A 23,609-nucleotide genomic window follows, 5' to 3' on the forward strand; every position below is an offset into this window, starting at 1 on the left:
GGCTCGATGACTGGCGCACACCATGACAGCGCGGCGCTCTTTGGCGCGGCGGGCACGGCCATCTCGCTCTTCGCGGCCGTTCCGTACGGACTCGCGATTTACCGGCGCACCATCCGTCCGCATCTCTTTACGTGGCTCGTCTGGTCGGTCGTCACGGCCATTGCGGCCGCCGCGCAATTCGTGGCCGGCGCCGGGCCTTCGGCGTGGTGCACGGCGGCCATCGCCTTCACGTGTTTCCTTACGTTCGTGGCGAGCATCTTTCGCGGCGATAAAAACTGGACGAAAACCGACTGGCTTTTTCTTGGCGCCGCGTTTTCGGCAATTCCCGTCTGGTTGCTCACGGCCGACCCCACGCTCTCGGTCGTCATCGTGACGTTGATCGAACTCGCGGGTCTCGGTCCGACCATGCGCAAGACGCTCCGTGATCCATGGAGCGAAAGCCTGCTCTACTTCGCGCTGTGCGTTCTCAAATATCTGCTGGCGGTGCTGGCGCTGGAGAAGTGGACGGTGGCCGTCGCGTTCTATCCGGCCGTCAACCTCGCTGCGTCGATCTGGATTTGCACGCTGATGGCCGTGCGGCGGCGCGCGTTGGCGCATACGGGCATGCGTTCGCGCATGTGATTGCGCGGCGCACCGGCGCTCGTGTTACGGCCGGTATAACCAGTTCGCCAGTTGGGTGCCGACGAATGCGCAAGCGCCGCCCGCAAACGCCACGATGCCCAGCGATGGGTGGCGGGCCGTGAACGGGTGCACGCAGAACAGCGCGACACCACTGAAGAGCCCGGTGAACATGCCGCGTTTGAACTTGACGGTGGTTTCTCGCACGGCGGCTCCTCGGGGGAAGGTCTGCGCTATCGGCTCAACGCGGCCTGAGCCCGTTGCAGCCACTCGCTATTATGCTCGCGGGCGTGACGCGGCCAGTGCTTCGCGTCGTGCACGATATCGGCGTAAAGCTCGCGTGCGCGCTGGCGGTCGGCGTCGCCGGGCTGCTTTGCCAGCCAGTCGGCGAAGAGACAACGCGGGGCGGCGTCGCTCGCGCACGAGAGCGCGGCTTCGAACGCGGCGCGCGTGCCCGCTGCGCCATTCGCGGCGAGCGCCCGTGCATACAGCAAGGTGGGATCCGGCTGCTGGCGGGCGACAGGCTGGACGGCGAACAGCTTTTCGAGCGTCTCCTGCGTGGCCACGGCATTACCGTTGGCAAACTGCGCACGCGCGAGGCCCTCGAGCAAGGCGGGATCGGATGCGAACGGTCCGGTCGCTGCCGCCTGGTAATGCTCGAGCGCTTCGACGGCGTTGCCCGCGTCGAGCAGCGCAGCGCCCAGGCGCATACGGTGCGCGACAGTCGGCGCGCGGTCGAAATCCATGCGTGCTTCGCGCACCGCGCGGTTGGGATCGACCAGTTGCGAGATGGCCCGGCCTGTTGCCCTCGCCCCGCGCGACTGGCGCAGGCTCGGCAGATAAATGACGAAGAAGTAGACGAGGCTGCCGAGGCCGGGGAAAAGAAACAGGATCAGCAGCCAGTACATGTTCTGCTGGTTGCGGATGGCATGCACTGCAAAGAGCAGGGCAATGATGACGTAAAGGCTGATTCCGAAAATGCGCATTGACGAGAGGGCCCAGTGTGGTGCGTGATTGGGTGTGACGTGTCGCAAGCGGTCGAATTGATCCGAAGCTGGCGGATCAATGGCGACGCCCGTGCAGTTTGCGCTGCAGCGACTCCAGCTTTTCAATGATACCCGCCGGCAGCTTGCGTTCGCGCGCAATCGCCATGCTATCGCGGCCTTGCGGATCGGCAATGGACGGATCGGCTCCCGCTTCGATCAGCAGCGCGAGGGTAGCGAGCCGTTTGAGCCGCGCGGCATAGAAAAGCGGCGTTTCTCCGTGCGCCTTGAGGTTCAGTTGAGGCCGCGCTTTCAGCAGCGCGCGGCAGACCCGTTCGTCATCGCGCCATACCGCTGCCCAAAGCGAATAACTGGCGTTGGCGCCTTGTTCGAGAAGGAACTCGACGAGCGGGAAATTTTCTCCACGCGCCACGGCGTACCAGAGCGGCGTGGCGCGGAAGTCGCCCTCGTCTTCGTCCATTGGCACGACCTGTTCGAGAGCCGCGCCGCGTTCGAGCAGAACCTTCACAGTGGCGATGCCGTTCGATTCATGTAGCGTGGCGCTGCTGCCAGGCTTGACTGCGCACGCCCGGTGCAACGCGGTATGGCCTTGCGGATCGCTCGCCTCGATGAGTTCGGGTGCCGCTGCACATAGTGCAGCCACGGTCTTCCAGTCCCATAGGCGGGCTGCGGAAAAAAGAGCTGTCCTCGATGGTTTCGTCATGGTCCCGCCGCATTGGAGCAACTGCCGGAATGTCGTGAATTCTATCCGTATCGTCCAATGAGCGTTCTTTTGTTGATTCTCGTCCGCAGCAAAAAAAGGCGAAGAATGTTAGGAGACCGATACGCACTGCGTTCCCATCGAAACGCGTTAGTGCGGTGGATTACGACGAATGCGTCGGGTTCGAAACGCGTCTGCCGCCGTGACGCCGGGTACGGTCCCTGCGCGCTGCGAGCACGGCCGTTATCAGCGTCAGCGCGAAGAGCGCCAGTGCTGCCGCGCCTGCAATGCCGCCTGCCTTGCGCAGCCAGAACAGTTCGGCGAGACCGCCTGTCACGCGCATGGCAAGGCCCGCATGGAGCACGGCGAGCGGCGCGTAGAACAACGGATGGTATTTCACGGGCAGCCGCGTGAGCGCGGGCACGATGACCGGCGCGTGGCCAAACACCATGGAAAACACGAAGCCGAGCGTGAGCGCGTGGAGGGCGGCGTCATGCCATGGATGGCCCGGCATCAGCGCACCGGCGAGGCCGAGCACGCCGCTGAGCGCGAGCCAGCCATAGCCACCAAGCAGACACACCGCGATAAAGCGTGTGAGCGCGCGCTGGTGCACCGTCCTGCGCGCAATGTCATAGTTGGCCAGCCACAAGGCGAGCAGGACGATTCCTGCCGCGAACAGGCGCGTTCCGTATTCGGGCTTCCATAGCGCCCAGGGCAGGCTCGCGATCATCGTGGCGACTGGCACAAAAAACGCATATTTGGCGGCGCGCGGCAGTCGCAGCATGCGGGTGAGTTCGAGCCGCTCGGCGGCGATCGTCAAAACCAGAAACGAGAGCCAGCACAGCACGGAAGACGAAACATCGTTCGTCATCGCCCAGACCAGATTGCCGAACCACCAGCCAAGCACCGCGAGCGCGAGCACGCCAAGATGGAGGGCCGGTTGCTTGCGCAACACCTGCAGGCTCGCGACGAGAGAAACGCTCGCCGCCGCGATGAGCAGCCATTGCGCGGCCGCGGGCGCAGCGCCTGCGATCAGCACGATGCCCGCAGCGATCGCGCAGGCGGGCGCCAGCAGATAAACCGATCGCTGCAGCGCGACCGCGCGTTCGAGGCTGACGAGCGCGCCGAAAAAGACCGGCAGCATCAGCACGCCGTGCCACGCGACACTCGTCATCGCGTGATCGGGTACGTGAACGCCGAGCCGCGCAAGTCCCGCCATCACCGCGCAAACGAGTACGAGGACGATCGTCAGCGCGGCGACGAGCTTTCCGAAGTGGCGCAGTGATGGGACGATGTTCATGATGTGTGCTTGCGCGCCGCGAGTTTGACTCCGGCGCTTGCGCGGTCGGTCAGTCGGGCTCCCAGCCCAGAACGGCGCGCGCTGCCTCGCTCATCATGGCGGGCTCCCACGCGGGCTCCCACACAAGCGCGACTTCGATGGGCACGCCCTCGGGCACGGACTCCTCGGCCACGGCCTGCACCTCGTCCATGATGAGTTGCCCCATCGGGCACGCGGGCGAGGTCATGGTGATTTCGATCTTCAGACCTTCGTCGCCGAGTTCCACGCCATAAACGAGTCCCAGGTCGACGATGTTCACGCCCACTTCGGGGTCGATCACGCAGCGCAGCGCGTCGCGGACCTCGCGTCCTTCGTCCGTGTCGTCGAGTTTGAGGGAGGTCGTGTTCATGGGGGACTCGTGATAAACGATAGGACACCAAACCATATGAGGATGATATAAAACATTCACGTTTGATGAATGTTTTGATCATCATAACGCTCTAGCGCATTCCGGCCCTGTGCTAATTGGCCGCAGAACATGCCAAAAAAATAAACAGGGACTGAAAGTAGGCGGAAATAAACCGCACGTTCGCATCATTTCGGCGACTACAGCGCAATGAACCGCACACGTTGCGCATGCATCGATTTTCGCAAGAGCTTGTTGCGTCATCTGCCTCTAATGCGTACGCAGCCGGCGCCGTATACGCAGTAACTCTCGCAGTGCGTGCCCGCGAAGGCGGGGTGCCGCTTGCTCAGGCACGCTCCTCAAATTATTAGAAAACGACAGACTGATGAAGCTTTCATTTGTGCAAAGGCTTTGGTTGCCGCTGATTTTGAGCCTCGTGTGTCTCGCAGGCGTATCGATTTATGACGCGTGGCAGATGCGGGCAACGCGCCTCGAGGAGCGCAAGGCGGATTTGAAGCACGCCTCGGAAATCGCGCTCGCCGTGGTGAAGTCATACGGCGAACGCGCCAATGCCGGTACGTTGTCGCAAGAAGACGCCCAGAAGCGCGCGATGGAAGCCGTCAAGAACATGAAGTATGGCGAGGGCGGCTACTTCGGCATTATGAATTCGCAGTACGTGCTGCTGATGAATGCCGCGAGCCCGCACCTCGTCGGCAAGAACGTCGGTGACTTTCAGGATTCGAACGGCGTTTATCTGTTCAAGGAAATCGTTTCCGTCATCAAGCAGGAAGGTCAGGGCTTCGTGTCCTATTCGTTCAAGCGCGTCGGCTCGGACGAGGTCGCGCCGAAGATCTCCTATAGCGTGAGCTACCAGCCGTGGGACTGGATTCTCACGACGGGTCTTTATGTCGACGATATCGACGCGGCGTTCCGCGTAACGCTCTATTGGAGCCTCGGCATTCTGGCGGTGATCGCGCTGGCGCTCTCGGCGGTCGTGGCGGTGGTGAACCGGGGCATCCTGCGCTCGCTGGGGGGTGAGCCCGCCTACGCGGCGCAAATCGCCAACCGCATCGCCAACAACGACTTGACCGCCGTAGTGGAGATTGCAGCGGACGACCGTTCGAGCCTGCTGTTTTCGATGAAGCGCATGCAGGCGCAGCTTACGCAGACCATCGACACGATCAAGCATTCGGCTGACTCCATCGCCACCGCGACCAACGAGATTGCCGCCGGCAATCAGGATCTCTCGCAGCGCACGGAAGAGCAGGCCGCATCGCTCGCGCAAACGGCGGCGAGCATGGAGCAGCTCACGTCCACAGTTTCGCAGAATGCCGACAGCGCCCGCGAGGCGAACCAGCTCGCCGCGCAAGCCGCCGAGGCTGCTGAGCAAGGCGGCGCTGTAGTCTCGCGTGTGGTGCAGACCATGGAGGACATCAACGCCAGTTCGGATCGCATAGCGAGCATCGTCGGCATTATCGAAAGCATCGCGTTCCAGACCAATATTCTCGCGCTCAATGCGGCTGTCGAAGCGGCGCGTGCCGGCGAGCAGGGGCGTGGTTTTGCCGTGGTGGCTTCGGAGGTGCGTTCGCTCGCGCAGCGTTCGTCGGCGGCGTCGAAGGAAATCAAGGAGCTGATTCACGAATCGGTCGAACGCTCGCATGCTGGCGCGTCTCACGTGCACGAGGCCGGCGAAAAGATGCGCGTCATCACGCAGGAAATCCGGCGCGTGACTGACGTCATCAGCGAGATCACGGCCGCTTCGGAGGAGCAGAGCAAGGGCATCGGCCAGGTCGGCCAGGCCGTCACGCAGATGGACGAGGTTACGCAGCAGAACGCGGCGCTCGTGGAGCAGGCCGCGGCGGCGGCAAGTGCGCTCGCCGCTCAGGCGAACGACCTCAAGGGCTCCGTTTCGATGTTCCGGCTGACCGGCTCGCACGATATGCCGGATCGGCATGCCTTACACGTGTAAGGAGTCCCGCGCGGGCGGCGCAAAGCCCCCGCGCGCAACCGCCGTCGCCGCCGATTTGCATGTGCGGACCGAGCACAGGCAGAATACGCAATTCCGGCCGGCTAAAATGGGGCTGGAGTCCGCGGGCAAGAGGCGATGAGCAGCCGCCCGCGCAGCAATCAAAAATCGAGCTTAGGGGAAGATGAACATGATCGGACGGATTCTGGTGGTGGTATCGATGATCGGCGCACTGGCCGCTTTGGCGGGCTGCAACACTGTCGCCGGTTTCGGGCAGGACATCACAGGCTCCGCCCGGGCCGTCCAGCGCGTTCTGTAACGACTCGCCGGTCGGCAAGCCAGGCATCGAGCCAAACGATGCTATGCGCGTCATGAAAGGCTTATTTCAGCGCTAAAGCAACGCGAGCCCCGTTGCAATTTCCTTTGGCAGAGACCCTTGAACCGGGTCTCGCTGCTTTGTACGAAAGCGATCAGGAATCCTGCCTAAATCGATTGCATCACGGTCGTCATTCTGAATAAAAGCCATTTTCATTCAGAATTATTAAAAGCATAAGTAGTGCCTCCGCTCATGGAAATCCCGTATAAATCGGCGTGACCCGCGAAAGCTTCGGGAAGGGTTTGAATCACTAGAATCCCCGAAACGACCGAGGCGGCGAGTATCGCGCCGCCGGCCCATCCTGACGGAGACAATCAATGCAATTGAGTTTTGGCGCGCTGCGTCGAGTCGCACTCGCCGGTGGCCTGCTGTTTGCCGTGGCGGTTCAAGGCGCGTATGCCGCCGACGAAGCCGGCGACAAGATCACCATCATGGTCGGCGGTATTACGAAGCTCATTTACCTGCCCGCGCGCCTCACCGAACAACTGGGCTATTTCCGTGACGAAGGGCTGAATGTCGAGTTGCTCTCGCAGCCGGCAGGCGTGGATGCGGAGAACGAACTGCTCGCAGGCGCCGTGCAGGCCGTGGTCGGCTTCTACGATCACACCATCGACCTGCAGACCAAGGGTAAGGACGTCAGGGCGATCGTCGTGTTCGGTCAGGTGCCGGGCGAAGTGGAAATGGTGTCGTCGAAGGCGGCTGGCACGATCAAGTCGATGGCCGATGTCAAAGGCAAGACGCTCGGCGTGACGGGCCTTGGGTCTTCGACCAGTTTTCTTACGCAGTATCTCGCGAGCCAGCATGGCATCGCCTCCAGCGCATACACCATGTTGCCGGTGGGCGCGGACGCGAGCTTTATCGCGGCCATCAAGCAGGGGCGCATCGACGCGGGCATGACGACCGAGCCGACCGTCTCGGCGCTGCAGAAAGCCGGCGATGCGAAGGTGCTCGTCGATATGCGCACGGTGGAAGGCACGCGCGCCGCGCTCGGCGGCACCTATCCCGCCGCAAGCCTTTACGTGCAGGACGCATGGGCCCAGTCGCACAAAGCTCAGGCGGTGAAGCTCGCGCACGCGTTCGTGCGCACCATGCAGTTCATTCACACGCACAGCGCCGAGGAAATCGCCGCGCAAATGCCCGCCGACTATCAAAAGGACAAGGCGCTTTATGTGAGCGCACTCAAGGCCTCGCTGCCGATGTACACCGCAGACGGCAAGATGCCCGCCGATGGCCCGGCGACCGTACTGAAGGTGCTTTCCAGTTTCAATCCCTCGGTCAAGGGCAAGCACGTGGATCTGTCGGGCACGTACACGAACGAATACGTCAGCGCGAAATGAAGCGCGAGCAGAGCTGCTGTCCTGCGCGCGCCGCCTGGCGGTTCGGTTTCTGAGAGAGCGCGACATGGTGCATAGCCTGCGTGGGCGATTAGTGCTGTGGCTGCTGGTGCCGCTCGCCGCGTTTGTCGTTGTGACGAGTTGCGAGTCGTACGATGCCGCGCGGCAGACTGCGGATCTCGTGCAGGACCACTCACTGCTGGATTCGGCGCGTACGATCATCGAAGACGTCGACTGGGACAACGGCTCCCTCAGCGCGACGATCCCGCCGGCGGCATTGGAACTGTTCGAATCGCCGTGGCAGGACCACGTCTTCTACAAGGTGCTCGCCGGCAATGGCCGCTTGCTGGGCGGCGCGCCGGACTTGCCATTGCCGCGCGCGAACACCGCCGAGGTGCCGGTGTTCTACGACACCACGTACGCGGGTTTGCCGATTCGCGCCGTGGCCTACGAGCGCATGCTCTACGACTCGGGCCGCGCCGAACGCGTCATGGTGATCGTCGGCAAGACGATCGCGTCGCGCGAGGCGATGATCAACGCGTTGTGGAGGCCGCAGCTCGCACGCCAGTGGTTCATGCTGGCGCTCGTCGCGCTGCTCGTGCCGCTCGGGCTCACGCTCGAACTGCGCCCGCTCATGAAGCTCAAGGACGATGTTGCGGACCGCGAGCCCGTGCAGCTGGAGCCGATCCGCCCGGATCATCTGCCAACGGAGCTGAGGCCGATCGTCGAGGCGATCAACCAGTGCATTGCGCGGCTCAAGGTGCATGCCGCCATGCAGCGCCAGTTCATCGCCGACGCGGCGCACCAGCTGCGTACGCCGCTCACGCTGCTCACCACGCAAACGCAATTCGCGAGTCAATGCGACGCGAACGATCCCGCGCTTTTCGACGCACTCAAAGGCGTGCGCCGCACCAGCCAGAAAATGGCGGAATTGACGAATCAACTGCTCGTGCTCGCACAGGCGGAATCGATGACGCAGTCGTCGCCCAGCCAGACGCGCGTCGATCTCACCGAGGTCGTGTCTTCCGTGCTCGAAGAGATGGTCCAGGCGGCGGAGCGGCGCGGCATCGATCTCGGCGCGGAACTCGACGACAGCGTGCACGTGGCAGGCAACACGGGCTTGCTCGCCTCACTCGTGTCCAACCTCATCGACAACGCCATCCGCTATACGCACAAGGGCGGCCGCGTGACGGCCGTGTGCCGTAGCGAAGGGGAGCAGGTCATGCTGCAGGTGGTGGACAACGGCCCCGGCATTCCAGCCGAGGCCCGTGCGCACGTGTTCGAGCGCTTCTATCGCGTCGCGGCGGATACCGAGGGCACGGGGCTCGGTCTTGCCATCGTGCATCAGGTCGCGCGCTCGCACGGCGGCTCGGTGAGTGTTGCCGCGGGGGCCGAGCGGGTGGGTCTGGTCGCGACCGTGCGTTTACCGGTCTGGTCTGGATGAGGTGAGGAGGGACCATGAAGCTGCTGCTCGTAGAAGACAATGCCGAACTCTCGCACTGGATCGTCAACCTGTTGCGCGCCGAGAATTTCACGGTGGACTGCGTGGCCGATGGCGAAGCCGCAGACTCCGTGCTGCTCACGCAGAGCTACGATCTCGTGCTTCTCGACATGCGCCTGCCGCGCCTGAGCGGCAAGGACGTGCTCAACCGTTTGCGGCGCCGGCGCAATAACGTGCCCGTGCTCATGCTGACCGCGCACGGCTCGATAGACGACAAGGTGGCGTGTTTCGGCGCAGGCGCCGACGACTACGTGGTCAAGCCGTTCGACAGCCGCGAACTGGTTGCGCGCATCAAGGCGCTGATCCGGCGGCAGACGGGCGAGAAGTCGGGTTGGCTGACCTGCGGCGACCTGCAGTACGTTTGCGACACGCGCGAGTTCCGCCACAAGGATGCGCCGCTCACCCTGCGCCGGCGCGAGCATTCCATCCTCGAAGCACTCATGCTGCGTCAGGGCAAGGCTGTGCCGAAGCAGGCGCTGCTGGATCGCATCTGCAGCCTGAGCGACGAACCGAGCGTGGATGCGATCGATATCTACATCCACCGCCTGCGCAAACATCTGGCGGAATCGAGCGTGCAGATCACCACGCTGCGCGGCCTCGGCTACATCCTTCGCGTGAAAGAGGCAGTGGCTGCCTGAGCAGGCCGGCTTTTTTACCGCTACTAGTGGATGTACTTAGGAATACGCATCGTTCGTGAAAGAATCGCGAAGGATTCACCTCTCTACTATTCGTCTCACCCGCTGATTCACACGGCTCGCCGCAACCGGTGAGTGATGGCAGCGGGTCCATGAAAACTTCTAACGAAGCAACCCCTGGAGACGATTTTGAAGAGAAAACAACTTGCTGTCGCTGCAGTCGGCGCGACCTTCGGTGCATTGGCGGCGAGCGGCGCACACGCGCAATCGAGCGTCCAGCTCTATGGCCTTATCGACCTGAGCGTCCCCACGTATCAATCGCACGCGGACGCCAACGGCAATCACGTGATCGGCATGGGCATTGCCGGCGAACCGTGGTTCAGCGGCAGCCGCTGGGGCTTGAAGGGTGCTGAAGACATCGGTGGCGGCACGAAGGTGATCTTCCGGCTCGAAAGCGAATACCGCGTGAGCGACGGCCAGATGGAAGACCCGGGCCAGATCTTCGACCGGGACGCGTGGGTCGGCGTGGAAGACGACCGCTTCGGCAAGCTCACGGCGGGCTTCCAGAACACCATCGCGCGTGACGCAGCCGCCATTTACGGCGACCCGTACGGCAACGCGAAGCTCACGACCGAAGAAGGCGGCTGGACCAACGCCAACAACTTCAAGCAGATGATTTTCTACGCGGCGAGCGCAACGGGCACGCGTTACGACAACGGCGTCGCGTGGAAGAAGGTGTTCGACAACGGCATCTTCGCCGCGGCGGGCTACGCGTTCGGCAATTCGACGAGCTTCGGCAACAATGCGAACTATCAGTTCGCACTCGGCTACAACGCCCCGACGTGGACGGCCTCGACCTTCTATAACCACGTGAACCGCGACGGCAACACGAACCAGGCGTTCTCGGTTGGCGGCAACTACACGATCGGCATCGTGCGCGCCAATGCGGGCTATTTCCGCTACTGGGGCAATCAGGGGGCGCTCGGCCAGCGTCAGGACAATGCGTGGACGGTGTCGTTCAAGCTCGCGCCGAAGGGTGCGCTCGACTACGAACTCGGCTATCAGCAAATGCGCACGCACAACGCCGCGTATAACGTCGATGGCGATATTCCGAACGCCAACATCGGCGCATTCGATCCCACGAGCGGGCTGCACAACGGCTTCAAGGAAACGCTCTACGGCTCGATCTTCTATCACCTGTCCAAGCGCACCGAAGTGTATCTGGCAGGCGACTACATGAAGCTGCACGGCGGCTACACGGTCGGCACGACCTTCGGTGCGACCAACCAGGTCGAAGTGACGACGGGCGTGCGCACGCGCTTCTGATCGTTCTTCTCACCCTTCCTCAAAGCAAGCGGGGCTCGATTCGTCAGGCGAATCGAGCCCCGTCGTTCTTTCTGCGGCATCAACCCGCATCCACACAGGCAACGGTCGGCGCCGTATAGGCAGAGGGGTAAGGCGATTCCGGTCCGCTCACGAGCCTCAAGCGCTGCGTGGCGAGGACATCGGCTTCCACCTGCTCGCGACGCGTGAGCGCGGCCGCTTCGCCGGCAGGCTGCGATTCGTTCACGCTGCAAAGCAGATTCCTTCCGCTCGATAACTGCACGGGCGTCTGGTAGGCCGAACCCGGCGGCGCGGCCAGCGCGCCAGCACTCCACAGCGCCGCGGCGCAAACGACGGCGCATCCTGGCAAGACGATCTTCATGGCTCGCTCCTCACATTGCGGGAATCCATCTTCTGCCAACGGCCGGCGTCGTTCCAGAGCGAATTCTGAAAATCACTCTTGCCATGCACTCAACGGTCGGGCCGAGGCAGGCCGAGATTTCAGCCTGCGGCTCGAGCCGATTCTGAAATCTCGGATCGGTGGTGGCCTCGCATTCAGTGGCGTTCCAGAAAATATCAAACAAATCAGAGTGTTGCGGATTGTTTGGGACGCCGGCGCGCGCTGGCACGGCTACTGCTTTATAGAGCCCCGGCGGCCTATACCTCGATAGCCCGCAGCCCTTATTAAACAAGCACCGGAGACGCGACGCAGTCCGGTCGCGAAAACGAAGGAGACATCCCGTGCAGAACAGCGCATCCGTATCCGTATCCGTATCCGCCGCCTCGCAGGTCAACCAGGCGGTCCCCGAGCCAACCCCGACGACCCAAACCCGCTTCTGGCCAGAAGGCTGGTGGAAGCTGATGGAAATCCGCATCGGCATCATTCCGCTGCCGATCTACGTGATCCTGTTTGCGCTGATCGCGGGCTTCGCGGTCACCGGCAAGGTGCCCGGCGAGATCTCGATGGCCATCGCCGTGCTCGCCTTTTGCGGCTTCACGTGTGCCGAACTCGGCAAGCGCTTGCCGCTCCTGCGCAATATCGGCGCAGCGGCGATTCTCGCGACCTTCGTGCCCTCGGCGCTCGTGTACTACCACGTGCTGCCCAAGCCCGTGCAGCACCTCACGGTCGAGTTCACGAAGCAGACCAACTTCCTCTATCTCTTCATCGCCTCGATCATCGTCGGCAGTATTCTCAGCATGGACCGGCGTGTGCTGATTCAAGGCTTTCTGAAGATCTTCATTCCGCTTGCGGCCGGCACGGTTGCGGCCACTATCGTGGGCACGGCGGTTGGCGCGGCGCTCGGACTCGGCGTCAAGCACACGCTGCTCTATATCGTCGTGCCGATCATGGCGGGCGGTGTCGGCGAGGGCGCGATTCCGCTCTCCGTGGGCTACTCGGAGATCATGCACGTCGCGCAAGGCGACCTGTTTGCGCAGGTGTTGCCGCCCGTGATGCTCGGCAGCCTCATCGCCATCATCCTCTCGGGCATGCTCGACATGCTGGGCAAGCGCATGCCGCATCTCACCGGCAATGGCCGTCTGCAAGTCGGCGCGACCGATGAACTCGCGTCGTCGAACGACGAAGCTCGCGGGCACGTGGACGTGAGCCACATCGCGGCTGCCGGCATCACCGCGATCACGCTGTACCTCATCGGCCTGATGGCGAACAAGCTGTTCGGCCTGCCCGCGCCGGTGGCCATGCTGTTCCTCGCCGTGCTCGTGAAGCTCGCGCGCGCGGTTTCGCCGCCGCTGCAGGAAGGCGCGTTCGTGGTCTACAAGTTCTTCTCGACCGCGGTCACGTACCCGCTGCTGTTCGCGATCGGCGTGGCGATGACGCCGTGGGACAAGCTCATGGCCGCGTTCACGCTCGTCAATGTCGTGACGATCGCCGCGACCGTCGTGACGCTCATGGGCACGGGCTTCGTGGTGGGCCGCCTGATGAAGATGTACCCTATCGACACCGCAATCGTGAACGCGTGCCACAGCGGCCAGGGCGGCACCGGCGACGTGGCGATCCTCACCGCCGCGAACCGCATGCAGCTCATGCCGTTCGCGCAGATCGCCACGCGTATCGGCGGCGCTATCGTCGTGACTGTGACGCTCATTCTGCTCGCGCATTTCGGCGCATGACGCGCCGTTGCGCGCGCCTTCGCGATAGTGGCGCCGGTGCATCCGGCGCGCGGTATCCGCTGAACCCGCCGTCTGGCGGCAGCCATTCGACGAGGGTGAACGTGCAGATGCGTTACAAGGGCATTCCATGGTGGGGATGGGCGGCGGCGGCCGTGCTGTATATCGGTGCGGCCGTCGCCGCAGTGGAGTTCGCATGGAACCGTGCGATCGACGCGCTGGCCGACGTCGGCGAGCACCGGCTCGATCTCTACGCGGCGAGCCTGCAAAGCGAGCTGGGACGCTTCGAGATGGTCCCCGCGCTCGTGGCGCGGCAGGACAGCGTGCGCGCGTTGCTCAAGGCGCCGCCCGCTGAAGCGCACGGCATGTTGCCCGCGGTCGATGCCTATCTCGAAGCGGTCAACAACGATGTCGGCAGCGGTGCGGTAGACGTGATCGACGCGCACGGCACGGTGATCGCCGCGAGCAACTGGAACCAGCCGGTCAGCTTCGTGGACACCAACGTGTCGTATCGGCCGTACTTCAAGGACGCGCTCGCGCAGGGCCGCGGCCGCTTCTTCGGCATCGGCACGAACACCGGCATTCCGGGGCTGTACTTCGCGAGTGCGATTCACGATGGCGACACGGCAATCGGCGCGGCAGCGGTGAAGGTCAGCGTCGACGCGCTCGAATCCGCTTGGCGCACGCCTGGCGAGGCGGCGATCGTCGTCGACAGCAACGGCGTGATCGTGATCTCGACCCAGCCCGAATGGAAATTCACCGCGATGCGCGCGATGACCGAGCCGCAGCAGCGCGATATCCAGGCGTCGCGCCAATACGCGGGGCGCATCGTCGAGGCGCTGCAATACCGGCGCGTGGGCGACTGGAATGACAACGCGTGGATCGGCATTTTCCCCGACCTGCGCCGCGCGGGCCGCACGGCCCGCTTTCTCGTGATGTCGCGTCCGGCGCCGCAAGGGCAGGACACGATCATGGTGCTGCTCGACACGGCGGGCGCGCGGCGGCAGCAACGGCTCGCGTTCGCGTTCGTGACGGGCGTGTTTCTGATCGCCGCGCTCTACGCGCTGTATGCGGTGCAGCGCCGCCGCGTGATCGTGGAGAAGCTCAAGGCGCAAGAAGCGTTGCGGCGCGCGAACGACCAGCTGGAAACGACCGTGGCGCAGCGGACTGCCGCGCTCACGCAAGCGAACGCGCAGATGCAGCGCGAGATCGCCGAGCGCGAACGCACCGAGCAGCGCCTGCGCGCCACGCAGCAGGAGGTCGTGCATGCCGGCAAGCTGGCGGTGATCGGCCAGATGGCGGCGGGGCTCACGCACGAGCTGAACCAGCCGCTCGTCGCGATCCGCACGCTCTGCGACAATGCGCGTACCTTCTTCGAGCGCAATCAGGGCGCACAAGCGAATGCGAATCTCGAGCGCGTCGGGCGTCTCGTGGACAGCATGGCGGTGCTGACGAGCGAACTGAAGGCATTCGCGCGCAAGCCGGAAGTGGAGCGCGTGGCGGTGTCGCTGGGCGAAGCCGTCGCGCATGCGCGGCTCATCTACGAGTCGCGCATCCGCGACGAAGCGGTGCGGCTCGACGTGCGGATCGCGCCGGGCACGACGGTGTATGCGGAGTCGAGTCAACTGCAGCAGGTGATCGTCAATCTGCTGGGCAATGCGCTCGACGCCGTGCGCGACGCGAGCACGCGCGTGATTGCGATGGAGGCAGGTGAGCCTGACGCGCAAGGCCGCGTGCGCTTCACGGTCGAGGATAGCGGCCCCGGCATCGCGCCGGATGTGCTGGCGCACCTGTTCGAGCCGTTCGTGACGACCAAGCCGCGCGGGCAAGGCCTCGGGCTCGGGCTCGCGATCACGTCGCGCATCGTCGAAGGCTTTGGCGCGAAAATCACCGCAACGAATCGCGACGAAGGCGGAGCCCGCTTCACGATCGAATTCGCGGCAGCCGAGCCGCAAAGGACAGAACATGGCAGATGAGATTCGCGTGCTGGTCGTCGAGGATGACGAGAACGTCCGCATCGGCGTCGAGCAGGCGGTGGCGCTGGCGGGCTTTCCGGTGAACGCCTATGCGTCTGCCGCCGATGCGTATGCCGACATCGCGCCGGGCGCGCCGATCGTGATCGTCTCGGACGTGCGCATGCCGGGCATCGACGGACTGCAACTGCTCGATCACGTGATGACGATCGACCCGCAAATTCCCGTGCTGCTGATCAGCGGGCATGCGGACATCTCGACGGCGGTCAGCGCGATGCGCGTGGGCGCCTACGACTTCATCGAAAAGCCGTTCTCCTCCGATGTGATCGCGGGCCGCGTGGCGCGCGCGGTCGAGAAGCGGCGGCTCACGCTCGAAGTCGAGGGCCTGCGCGCTTCGCTGCGCAACTGGCAGGGAATCGAGGCGCTCGTGCTCGGCAAGTCGCCGGCCATGGCGGAAGTCCGCAAGAAAATTCTGCGTCTCGCGGATACCTCCGTGTCGGTGCTGATCACCGGCGAAACGGGCACCGGCAAGGAACTGATCGCACGCAGCCTGCACGACTTCAGCGCGCGACGCGACGCGCATTTCGTGGCGCTGAACTGCGGCGGTTTGCCCGAGCAGGTGTTCGAGAGCGAACTGTTCGGACACGAGGCGGGCGCGTTCACGGGCGCGATCAAGAAGCGCGTTGGCAAGATCGAATGGGCGAATGGCGGCACGCTCTTTCTCGACGAGATCGAAACGATGTCGATGCCGCTGCAGATCAAGATGCTGCGCGTGCTGCAGGAGCGCGTGGTCGAGCGCCTCGGTGCAAACGAGCTGATTCCGGTGGATTGCCGCATCGTCGCCGCTTCGAAGGCCGACCTCGCCGAAGTGTCTGCCGAAGGGGGCTTTCGCGCCGACCTGCTGTACCGGCTGAACGTCGCGCAGATCGAATTGCCGCCGCTGCGCGAGCGGCGCGAGGACGTACCGCTGCTGTTCGAGCATTTCGTGCTTGCGGCCGCGCGGCGCTTCGGCACGCCGGCGCCGGTCGTGACCGCTGCACAGGTGTCCGAGCTCATGACGTACGCGTGGCCCGGCAACGTGCGCGAGCTGCAGAATGTCGCCGACCGCTTCGTGCTCGGGTTGACTGGCGACAGCCTGCTCTCAGCGGGCGCGGCTACGGTGAAAGGGGAGACGCTGGCGGATCAGCTAGCGTATTTCGAGCGGATGCTGATCGAGAATACGCTGCGCCGCCATCACGGCAACGTCGCCCAGGCGAGCGAGGAGCTTGGGATGCCGAAGAAAACGCTTTATCACAAGCTGCGTCAGTTGAAGATCGCGGACCGCGATTCGCAAGGCGACGAGAAGGACGAGAAAGACGTCTGACCGGACTAGTTGGTGCGGTACGTGGTCGTCGACGATTGCAGCTTGGTGAGCGCGCCGTTCTTGAGCCGGAACCAGCCCTCCGAGCCTTGCATCACGACTTCGTCGGGTTGCCAGAACACGCGCTTGATCGTCATGCGTGTGGTCACGCGCTGCACGAGCGGCGGATTGTGGCGAAAGTCGTACAGCACCGGGCCGTTTGCGGTTTGCATGAGCATGCGCGTAATCGTGCTGTTGTCGTGGCCCACTTCGTCGAAGTGCGCGAGCGTCTTCGCGTCGAAGCGGTCGAAGACATCCTTGCCGAGGACCGCCACGAAGTCCCGGTCGTCGCGCACGAATTGCACCGTGCCTGCGGGGGTGGCGAACGCGCCGGTCGCGTCGCTTTGCGCATGAGCGCAGGTCACGATCGAGGCGGCGGTGAGTGCGGCGAGTAGCAGTCGTTTCATCTTGCTTTCCAGTGGGTTCGCAGCATTTTCGTTCATTTCTGTCGCGGCGTCGAAAAATTTGCGGGTTCGAGAGTGCCGCAAGCAGGCGTCGCGATCGTGTACGCCGTACAGAGCGCAGCTACGAAGCGCAGACGTCTTCAGCCTGATTGCGGCAGGCGCAACGCGCGCAGGATTTGCCCCTCGTAAGCGGGCCAGTTTCTTTCTGAGTTTTCGATTGCGAGCTTCGCCAGGGGCAGCCGCTCGAACAGTGCATTGGTGAGGCGGCGGTAGTCTCGATAGAGCGCTATCAGCCCCTCAAGTCCCTTGTAACCTCTGCGCTCGCACCAGGGCGCCGCGAGCTTCCAGTTCACCTGATAGTCGATCCACTCGGGACCGCGCTCCGCACACACGGCTCGCACGGCTGCGTCGACATCGTTCTGCCAGAGGTAAATGACCAGCGGATCGAGCGGGGTGATGACGGCGGCCAACGCGTCTACGTAGTCGAACATGAGCGCGGATGGCGCTTCCATCAGCAGCAGGTGGGTCAGGTCGCCGTGAAAGAGCTGGCCGTCCATGACGGGGATGGCGTCGCCGCGCTGTGCGGCCTCGACGAAGTCAGCCCACCTGGACAGTGCGCGCTTCGCGAGATGTTGTGGCGTCGCATCCTGCCAGGGTTCGAACCAGTGTTCGAGTTCGTCTGTCGCGCGAACCGGGTGAGGCGTCGTTCTTTCGTGGATTGGCAGCGCCTCTTGTCCCGCTTCTTGCAGACGTTTGGCGATGAATCGCATCGTCGTGGACTTGCCCGAGCCCATGATGCCCTCGACGATCACTAACCGATGCGGCTGTGAAGGACCCGTGCAGCCGGACGTCGACGGCGAATTCTCCATGTGCTGGCTCGCGGATGGACAGAGCGCAAGTCTACCGCGACAAGCGTGCGCCGCGGACGGTAAACGGAAGAGGCGCCCGGCCCGCGGAACAATGTCCGCGGGCCGGGCGCCTCAGGGTACAGCTATTTTCGCGCGACCAGGTGGCCGCTCGGTTCGCTCAGTTCGGCACGTAGCCCGTGGGCAGCGTCGCATTGGCGCTCGCCACCGACGCGTTCTGCGAAATCACGTACACCGGCGATTCGGTCAGGCTCAGCGCGACCTTGCCGTTGGTGTAGCTCTTCGTCGTCGGGTTGCCCATTTCGTCGAGCACGGTAACCGTGCCGCTCGTGCCGGGCGCATCCACTGCAAGGCTGTAGCCCACGCTATACGTCGAGCTGTAGCCGGCGCTCGCGCTCCACACGCTGTTGTTGTGCGTCCACAGGGCCGTGATGACCGCGCCGTTGTTGAGCTGCTGGAACGCGTAAGCGTAGACACCCGAGGGAGTCTTCTTCACCGGGCCGAGCGTGTTGGTGCCGTCGAGAATACGCGTCATCGCCGCGACGGACATGGCCGCGGGTTTCGGGCTGATGTCCTGCGCGCCATACTGACCCTGTGCGTCGGCGAGATCGAAGAACGTGCCGTAGCCCACGAGGCCCGGGAAGTCCGCACCGTAGAAGATCCAGGTTTGATCGGCGCCTTCGCCCAGAATGATCAGGTGGCTGCGTGCCACCACTGCGCCTTGTGCGTACAGGATATTGCCGGTCGGATAGTTGGGACCGTACGACGAACCGTTGTCGTAGCTGATGCCAAGCTCCGTGCTGAACAGCTTCATGCCCGGCTTGTAGTCAGCCGCCATTTCGCTGCGCAGCGCGCGCATTTGTCCCATCAGCGAGCCGGACGCGTTGGCCGGATCGGTTTCGAGGCGTTCGGGCGGGAACGACGGCGAGCTGCCGTTGATGTCGTAGTAGCTGTGCGTCGTCACGCCGTCGATGTCCTGCGCGTAGCCGAGCGGCGCGAGGGCTTTGAGCTGGTCGGCGGTGCCGGACGGTGCCGTATCGGTCGGCCCCATCACGACTGCGTGCGGGTCCGTCGAGTGAATACCTTGATAGACGGTCTGATAGAGCTGCACGAATTGCGTGTTATTGCCTTGCCATTGGGCGTCCGGTTCCCAGGTGAGCTGGTAGTAGTTCGACGCCTGCTTCGGAAAGTAAGTCGTCCGAATGATGTTCGATTCCGTACCGATCCGGCTCATGTAGTCCTGATAGTACGAGAGGTTGGTCGGCGGCAGGGATTCGTCCTCGAACGCGCCGGTCGGGCTCGCCCAGGCGGGAATGCCGTCCAGACGCACGAGGCGCATCACGTTGCCCGTCGTGTAGAACGGGTCGAGATTGTTGGCGTTCGGGTTGAAGGTGTTGGGGCCGTTCGGCTCCATGTTGTACAGCTCGCGGTGGTCGTACGTCCACGAGATGCCGAGCGAGGAGAGTACGGACGTGTTGTCGTCTTCGCCTTGCATGCCGAAGCGGTGCAAGTCTTGATGCGGATACGTCACCGTCGGCACGATGCCGGCCAGATTGGGCAGCACGCCGAAGGTCGCGGTACCCGCGGGGCGGGTGCCCAGTTCGGGGAGCTGACCGCCGGCGGTGGCGAGCTTGGCGCTCACGGCGAAGTAGCCCGCGAGCGTGGACGTGCAGCTCAGCGTGGTCGTCACCGGGCCTGCCGTCACGCGCAGGCTGCCGCTCGTGACCACCTTGCCGAGATGGTCGCTGATCGACCAGTTCACGGTGTCGGCTGCGGGCGCGTTGGTGGTGAACGCGAGGGGAAACGCCGTGCCCGAGGAGAAGATACGGCCGCTCTGCGTGGTCGGCGTATCGACGCTCACCAGATCGCTGCTGGAACTCGCGCTCGATTTCACAGCGGTGCCGCAGTGCAGCGTGCCGCGCGTGCTGGTGGCCGCATTCGCGATGGCGTCCGCAGCAGTCGCGTCACTCGCGCTTTGTGCCGCGGCCGAGGCATTGGTCGCATCCGTACCGGAGCTTCCGGAACCACCGCCGCACGCCGCGAGGAAGAGCGACGACGACAGCAAGAGATAGAAGAGTTTCATCGATTGAAGAAAAAAGACAAAACGACGCCCAGCCGGCGACGGCGCGCGATGCGCGCTCAGGTGCTGGCTAAGGTCTGAAGAATGAGTTTTGGCGAACGCTGCACAACGGCTCGATGAGCCCAGCGCCCACTACGTGCGCCACGCGGCTCGCGCTATTGCGCGAACGTGCGTATCTGTCCTTTTGCTTTCGCGCGGGTAAATATTGCACCCTCGCTACGGCTGCCCCGTCGGGAATTTCGGCCCTGCGCTGGATCCCTGGAGGAGGGGAGACGTGCGCAATTTTTTCGGACGAAGATTACGAAGTCACTGCTTGAAGTCAGACGCGCGGCGGATATTACCGATAATTCCCCCTGGCATGTGAAAATCAGACGTAACAAAATGTCACACGAATTGTCTCTAGTTTCAATTACTGAAACTTAGTCAATTTCCGCCAATAGCAAGGTATTAATTACATCAAATCAACGAGGTAATGCTTGCTGCATAGATTGCGTGTTTCGCCTGCTATTGCCCGCTATATCGGCAGTTCTGGGACGGCCTGAAGTGCACAGATGTAATTTATTCTTTGATCTATATTTCCCTTTTAAATCCCTTTCTGATTTATTCGGGTCGGACGTTAATTGCCTCTGCTGATATTATTGCGGGCATGCGAATCGATCCCTATAGCCTCGAGCTGTTCATTTCGGTCGTGGAGGAAGGCTCCATTGCCCGCGCGGCCAGCCGCAATCACATCGCGCCTTCGGCACTAAGCCGCCGCATGGCGGATCTGGAAGCGGCGATGGGGCTGCCTTTGCTCGTTCGCTCGTCGTCGGGCGTCGAGTTGACCGAGGCAGGCCGGCACGCGTTTTCACGCGCGGTGGCGGTACATGACCAGCTGCAGTCGCTGGCGCGCGAAGTTCAGTCGCTCAGCGGCGAGGTCGCGGGTGTCGTGCGCCTGTTCGCCAACGCTTCCGCGATCGTTGGTTTTCTGCCGGAGCGGCTCAAGGTCTTTCAGGCGCGCTATCCCCTCGTGCAGATCGCCCTCACCGAACAGATCAGCGACGAGGTCGTGCGGGCCTGTATGGAAGATCGCGCGGACGTGGGGATATCCGCGAGCGGCAGGATCCCTGGCGGCCTGGATTCGTGGCACTTCGCCAACGACCCGCTCATGGTCGTGCTTCCGCCCGAGCACGAACTGGCCGCCATGTCAGCACTCACGTTCAACGACGTGCTGCGTTTTCCGCTCGTGGCGCTGCAGGCGGGCGGCTCGCTCGACCAGATCCTCAAGGAGCGCGCCGCCGCTGCGCGCGTGCCGCTCAAGATTCCGGTGACGGTCAACAGCTTCGACGCCCAATGCCGCATGGTCGAGGCGCGGCTCGGCATCGGCATCGTGCCGACCAGTGCGGCGTCGGCCTTCGCGGGCTCGCAGGGGTTCGTGCGCCGGCCGCTCGACGAGCCCTGGGCGACGAGCCGCAGTCTGCAATTGCACGCGTTGCGCAAGTCGCCGCGCCTGAGGGCCGTGCAAGCCCTGATCGATACGCTCGTCCAGCGCGAGGGTTAACGAGGACATCGCGAACGGCGATGCCCCCGTTGCCAATCGAGCACTTCATCGCGCCGCCCGCCGCCGTCTAGATTTCCCCTCAAGGAGAAATTGGATGGCAACACTGGAATTGACTGGCCGCGTACTGTTTCTTTGCAATGACCCGGAACAGGTCGAGCGGCAATTGAACGGCGCCGATCTGCAAGGCGTCACGCCGGACGCATTGAGAGACGATGTGTCGACCGACGAGATCACGCCGATGAGCGTGCTCACGCGCTTCGACGATCGCCTCGGCCGAGTGCCCTACCTTGGATTTCAGGCCGGCGGGCGCAATCCAGTTGGTATGGATTCCGTACGAAATGGCGAATTCAGCGTGACCGTGGCCGGCAATCGCTACGGTAAGGGATCGTCGCGCGAGCACAGCCCGCTGGCCGAATTCCGTGCGGGGATCCGGCTCGTCGTCGCCCGCAGTTTCGAGCGCATCTATCGGCAGAACGCCGACAACATCGGCCTGTTCACGTCGACGGACTTCGGGCTGATCGAGCGCATCCGGCGCGGCGAACCGATCGACATCGAAGAGCTGGTTGCCTCCCGCGATAGCCTTGCAGCTTCGATTCTGCGCAGCGGCGGGTTGTTGAAATACGGCGCGCAATACATGCGGCAGATTGCGCAAGCCACGCATCGTGCGCAGAACGCACCGCGTACGTTCGCCCAGAAAATCCTCGAGCGCCATATATTGCGCACGGAGCACACGGGCGAATCGATCACGCCGGGCGCGGGCGCTTTCGTACGCGCGGACTGGCGTTTCATCCACGAGTACTACACGGGCATGGCAACGCACATGCTGCATGCGACGTTCGGCAAGCCGCTTTCCCTTCACGATCCCGAGACGATACTCACGTTCGAAGACCATCTTTCGTATGCGCAGAAGAGCGCGCTGCATGTGCGCAATGGGCTGTTGCCCGATGTGCGCGAACTCTCGGCTGCGCACCGGCAATTCGCTCACGACTATGGCTTGCGCAATCACGGCTATTTGAGCGAGCTTGACGGCGGCATTCGTGAAGGCTCCGAAGGCATTTCGCACGCGATGATGGCCGAGCGCTATGCCCTGCCGGGGCAGGTCGTCGTCGGTACCGATTCGCATACGCCGCATAGCGGGGCGCTCGGGTGCCTCGCGTTCGGCGTGGGGACGACCGATATGGCGAATGCATTCGTGACGGGCGCGGTGCGCATGACGGTGCCGCAGTCGCTGCGCGTGAATTTGCACGGTCCCGTTCCCACAGGCGTGACGGCGAAAGACCTCGTGCTGCACCTGCTCGCGCAGCCCGGCATTCGCGCCGGCGCGGGCGTTGGAAAAGTGTTCGAGTTCGCCGGCTCCGCGATTGCCCAATTGAGCACCGACGAGCGTACGACGCTCACGAACATGACGGCGGAACTGGGTGGCTTCACGGGCATCGTCGCGCCCGATGAAGAAACCGTGCGCTTTTTGCGGGAGCGGCGCGGCATCGAATTCGCACTCGAACCGTGGATGCGCAGCGACCCGGGCGCTGCCTATGCCGAAGTCATCGACATCGACTGCGCGCGCCTCTCGCCCATGCTCGCCGCGCCTGGCGACCCCGGCAACGGCGTCGCACTGCATGACCTCGAAGCGCGGCCGCGCATCGACATCGCCTATGGCGGTTCGTGCACGGCGGGCAAGCGCGAAGACTTCGACCACTACCACGAAGTGCTGGCGTGGGCGGCGGCGCGCGGCATGCGCGTGCCCGCTGACGTGAAGCTCTACCTGCAATTCGGCACGTCCGACGTGCACGACTATTGTGTGCAGCGCGGTTATATCGAGGCCTTCGAGCAGGTGGGCGCCATTCTCCTGCAGCCCTCGTGCGGTGCATGCGCCAATTGCGGGCCGGGGGCCTCCGTCGACGCGGAGCAGGTCACGATCAGCGCGATCAACCGCAATTTTCCGGGGCGCTCGGGACCTGGCCGCGTTTGGCTCGCGAGCCCGCCGACGGTCGTGGCGAGCGCGCTCGCGGGGGAGATCGCTTCGTTTGACGAATTGAAAGCGCGATATCCGTGAGCCACGCGCCGCGAATCACTGATGC

Annotated in this window: 21 protein-coding genes; 12 read left to right on the top strand and 9 right to left on the bottom strand. The window is 63.6% G+C overall.

Going from position 1 to position 23,609, the window contains the following annotated elements; all coding sequences use genetic code 11:
• Positions 1-6 precede the first annotated feature (6 nt).
• Positions 7-621, top strand: a complete 615-nt coding sequence (locus E1N52_RS05850; RefSeq protein WP_133181033.1) for a hypothetical protein — start codon at positions 7-9, stop codon at positions 619-621.
• A 24-nt stretch (positions 622-645) separates the two neighbouring features.
• Here the strand turns inward: E1N52_RS05850 and E1N52_RS05855 are convergent, their stop codons facing one another.
• From E1N52_RS05855 to E1N52_RS05875, 5 genes are all read right to left on the bottom strand, one after another.
• The gene (locus E1N52_RS05855; protein ID WP_133181035.1) at positions 646-825 is read right to left on the bottom strand and encodes a hypothetical protein; all 180 of its coding nucleotides are present in this window, start codon (positions 823-825) and stop codon (positions 646-648) included.
• Positions 826-851: 26 nt separating this feature from the next.
• Entirely contained in the window at positions 852-1,604 is a 753-nt protein-coding gene (locus tag E1N52_RS05860; protein ID WP_133181037.1) for a hypothetical protein, read from the bottom strand.
• Positions 1,605-1,680: 76 nt separating this feature from the next.
• Entirely contained in the window at positions 1,681-2,265 is a 585-nt protein-coding gene (locus E1N52_RS05865) for an ankyrin repeat domain-containing protein (RefSeq protein WP_165979340.1), read from the bottom strand.
• A 220-nt stretch (positions 2,266-2,485) separates the two neighbouring features.
• Complete coding sequence (locus E1N52_RS05870; RefSeq protein WP_133181040.1) at positions 2,486-3,622, bottom strand: hypothetical protein; 1,137 nt, start codon at positions 3,620-3,622, stop codon at positions 2,486-2,488.
• 49 nt (positions 3,623-3,671) lie between these two features.
• On the bottom strand, positions 3,672-4,010 hold the full coding sequence (locus tag E1N52_RS05875; protein WP_133181042.1) for a metal-sulfur cluster assembly factor: 339 nt from the start codon (positions 4,008-4,010) through the stop codon (positions 3,672-3,674).
• Between the two features lie 382 nt (positions 4,011-4,392).
• On the opposite strand from E1N52_RS05875, the gene E1N52_RS05880 reads away from it, so the two are divergent.
• The 6 genes from E1N52_RS05880 to E1N52_RS05900 all read left to right on the top strand — a co-directional run bounded on the left by E1N52_RS05880 (position 4,393) and on the right by E1N52_RS05900 (position 11,145).
• Positions 4,393-5,976, top strand: a complete 1,584-nt coding sequence (locus tag E1N52_RS05880) for a methyl-accepting chemotaxis protein (RefSeq protein ID WP_133181043.1) — start codon at positions 4,393-4,395, stop codon at positions 5,974-5,976.
• A 181-nt stretch (positions 5,977-6,157) separates the two neighbouring features.
• Positions 6,158-6,292 (top strand): hypothetical protein, encoded by a 135-nt coding sequence (locus E1N52_RS45255; RefSeq protein WP_281282610.1) that lies wholly within the window; start codon positions 6,158-6,160, stop codon positions 6,290-6,292.
• A 374-nt stretch (positions 6,293-6,666) separates the two neighbouring features.
• Positions 6,667-7,686 carry an ABC transporter substrate-binding protein gene (locus E1N52_RS05885; protein ID WP_133181045.1) on the top strand — a complete coding sequence of 340 codons (1,020 nt, stop codon included), beginning with the start codon at positions 6,667-6,669 and terminating at the stop codon, positions 7,684-7,686.
• Positions 7,687-7,750: 64 nt separating this feature from the next.
• On the top strand, positions 7,751-9,127 hold the full coding sequence (locus E1N52_RS05890) for a sensor histidine kinase (protein ID WP_133181047.1): 1,377 nt from the start codon (positions 7,751-7,753) through the stop codon (positions 9,125-9,127).
• 14 nt (positions 9,128-9,141) lie between these two features.
• Entirely contained in the window at positions 9,142-9,822 is a 681-nt protein-coding gene (locus tag E1N52_RS05895; RefSeq protein ID WP_133181048.1) for a response regulator, read from the top strand.
• A gap of 174 nt (positions 9,823-9,996) precedes the next feature.
• Positions 9,997-11,145, top strand: coding sequence for a porin (locus E1N52_RS05900; protein ID WP_425468007.1), 1,149 nt, complete (start codon positions 9,997-9,999; stop codon positions 11,143-11,145).
• Positions 11,146-11,224: 79 nt separating this feature from the next.
• On the opposite strand, the gene E1N52_RS05905 is transcribed toward E1N52_RS05900, so the two are convergent.
• On the bottom strand, positions 11,225-11,524 hold the full coding sequence (locus E1N52_RS05905; RefSeq protein WP_133181052.1) for a hypothetical protein: 300 nt from the start codon (positions 11,522-11,524) through the stop codon (positions 11,225-11,227).
• A 359-nt stretch (positions 11,525-11,883) separates the two neighbouring features.
• Here E1N52_RS05905 and E1N52_RS05910 point away from each other — a divergent pair, with 359 nt between their 5' ends.
• The 3 genes from E1N52_RS05910 (at position 11,884) to E1N52_RS05920 (ending at position 16,605) form a co-directional block, all read left to right on the top strand.
• Positions 11,884-13,272, top strand: coding sequence for a 2-hydroxycarboxylate transporter family protein (locus E1N52_RS05910; protein WP_246088969.1), 1,389 nt, complete (start codon positions 11,884-11,886; stop codon positions 13,270-13,272).
• 107 nt (positions 13,273-13,379) lie between these two features.
• Complete coding sequence (locus E1N52_RS05915; RefSeq protein ID WP_133181225.1) at positions 13,380-15,245, top strand: sensor histidine kinase; 1,866 nt, start codon at positions 13,380-13,382, stop codon at positions 15,243-15,245.
• Positions 15,235-16,605: a sigma-54-dependent transcriptional regulator gene (locus E1N52_RS05920; protein ID WP_133181054.1), complete on the top strand. Its 1,371-nt coding sequence runs from the start codon at positions 15,235-15,237 to the stop codon at positions 16,603-16,605. The genes E1N52_RS05915 and E1N52_RS05920 overlap by 11 nt, the downstream gene beginning before the upstream one ends.
• Positions 16,606-16,610: 5 nt before the next feature.
• On the opposite strand, the gene E1N52_RS05925 is transcribed toward E1N52_RS05920, so the two are convergent.
• From E1N52_RS05925 to E1N52_RS05935, 3 genes are all read right to left on the bottom strand, one after another.
• Positions 16,611-17,048, bottom strand: coding sequence for a hypothetical protein (locus E1N52_RS05925; RefSeq protein WP_133181056.1), 438 nt, complete (start codon positions 17,046-17,048; stop codon positions 16,611-16,613).
• Between the two features lie 137 nt (positions 17,049-17,185).
• The gene (locus E1N52_RS05930) at positions 17,186-17,914 is read right to left on the bottom strand and encodes a P-loop NTPase family protein (RefSeq protein WP_246088970.1); all 729 of its coding nucleotides are present in this window, start codon (positions 17,912-17,914) and stop codon (positions 17,186-17,188) included.
• Positions 17,915-18,071: 157 nt separating this feature from the next.
• A complete protein-coding gene (locus tag E1N52_RS05935; RefSeq protein ID WP_133181058.1) occupies positions 18,072-19,994 on the bottom strand; it encodes a hypothetical protein in 1,923 nt (640 codons plus the stop codon).
• Between the two features lie 643 nt (positions 19,995-20,637).
• On the opposite strand from E1N52_RS05935, the gene E1N52_RS05940 reads away from it, so the two are divergent.
• Complete coding sequence (locus E1N52_RS05940) at positions 20,638-21,531, top strand: LysR family transcriptional regulator (protein WP_133181060.1); 894 nt, start codon at positions 20,638-20,640, stop codon at positions 21,529-21,531.
• A gap of 94 nt (positions 21,532-21,625) precedes the next feature.
• Positions 21,626-23,584: an aconitase family protein gene (locus E1N52_RS05945; RefSeq protein ID WP_133181062.1), complete on the top strand. Its 1,959-nt coding sequence runs from the start codon at positions 21,626-21,628 to the stop codon at positions 23,582-23,584.
• The last annotated feature ends 25 nt before the right edge of the window (positions 23,585-23,609 follow it).

The organism is Paraburkholderia guartelaensis (assembly GCF_004353905.1).
Classification (GTDB): domain Bacteria; phylum Pseudomonadota; class Gammaproteobacteria; order Burkholderiales; family Burkholderiaceae; genus Paraburkholderia; species Paraburkholderia guartelaensis.